The sequence below is a fragment of the Deinococcus sp. genome, from assembly GCF_018260555.1.
Taxonomy (GTDB): Bacteria; Deinococcota; Deinococci; order Deinococcales; family Deinococcaceae; genus Deinococcus.
The window spans coordinates 1-1,484 of sequence record NZ_JAGLBB010000139.1 but is presented as its reverse complement, the minus strand read 5'-3'; the positions used below and the strand labels follow the sequence as shown (position 1 = coordinate 1,484).

Below are 1,484 nucleotides of genomic sequence, written 5' to 3'. Positions count from 1 at the left end.
CATTTGAAAGCAGCTTCTTAGCAATTTATAGGGCTGAATTCAGATTCTGAGCAATTTACCCTGCTGAGCAGTTACTCTTCGAGATCATCCGTCGCCAATCCGAGCAGAACGACGGGCTGATCGCCGAGAACGTCTGTGATTAGCGGTCGCTCGGATACCCGGCTTCCGGCTGGGCATCTGGGCCGTTACCATGCTGTCCATGGGCGCCCGGATGACTGAGAAGGATCTCCTCGAGATCATCCGTCACCAGTCCGAGCAGAACGACGGGCTGATCGCCGAGAACAAAGCCCTCAAAGCGGAAATCGCCCGCCTGAAGAAGCGCATCGAAGAGCTGGAACGGCGGGAACGCAAGTACGCCGCCCCCTTCAGTCGGGAGAAACGCACGGCCGATCCCAAGTCACCAGGACGCCGTCCTGGTGAAGGCACTTTCGCCCACAAGGCCCAACCCACGCCAGAGCAGATCACGGCAACCGTGGAAGTCGAAACGCCCAATACCTGTCCTCGCTGTGGGTTCACGGGCCTGCTGATCTTCACCCGTCAGGACAAGGCCTGGGTCACGGAACTCGTCCCCCAGAACGCCATGCAGGTCACTGAGTACCACGTGCCTGTCATGGAGTGCCCGCAGTGTCACCACGCGGTGCGTGGTGACCATACTGATCTGAAATCCGATCAGGTCGGTGCGACCTCTATCGTCGTGAACAGACGCCAATGAGGACGCTACTCCTCCACCGCCTGGGACCCGCCCTACACGCCACCCTGCAGACCCTGCATCACGAGCTGGGCCTCCCGGTCCGCCGCATCGGTCGGGTCATGGACCTCCTTGGAGGGATCCAGATCACGCAGGGTGCGATCACGCAAGCCGCACAGCGGCTTGCAGCTGACGGCAGCGCCCTGGCGGCCCACGTCGATGCGCTGCAGACACAGATCTAGCAGGCACCCTCCGTGCATCACGACGACACCGGCTGGCGGATCGGCGCTCAGAACGCCTGGGTAGGAGCCTTTCGCAGCGCGGACACCGTGGTGTTCCGCGCGAACCTGCGGCACACGAACGTGGAAGTCCGGGAAGGCCTGGGGGAGAACTTCGCCGGCGTACTGATCAGCGACCGCTTCTCCTCGTACGACAGCCGCTACCTGCAGGACGTCCGGCAGCAGAAGTGCCTGGCGCACCTGATCCGCAACGCGGATGAGGTTGTCGCTGTTCTCCAGCGGCAACCCGGGCGGGGAGAGCTGTACGGGCAACGGGTCGCGCAGGTCTTCCGGGATGGCATCCGACTGCACCGGGAGGTGACGACCGGGGTCTGTACGCGAGAGGAGTATGCGCAGCAGGGTGAGGAACTCACCCTGCGTCTGGACGCCCTGCTGAATCGGGTGCCGTTGAAGTCGAAGCCGAACGAGCGACTCCGACTGGGAATCCTGAAGCAGAGCGTGCTGGACCGGTTGTGGCGGTTCCTGAAGGACCCGGACATTCCACCGACGAACAACGC

At 62.7% G+C, this 1,484-nt stretch carries 2 protein-coding genes; both read left to right on the top strand.

Annotated elements, in window-relative coordinates; genetic code table 11:
• Nucleotides 1-199 precede the first annotated feature (199 nt).
• Nucleotides 200-712: a hypothetical protein gene (locus tag QZ271_RS14300; protein ID WP_291432607.1), complete on the top strand. Its 513-nt coding sequence runs from the start codon at nt 200-202 to the stop codon at nt 710-712.
• A gap of 230 nt (nt 713-942) precedes the next feature.
• Nucleotides 943-1,484, top strand: a 542-nt coding sequence (locus QZ271_RS14295) for a transposase (RefSeq protein ID WP_291432605.1), incomplete at its 3' end; no start/stop codon positions are given.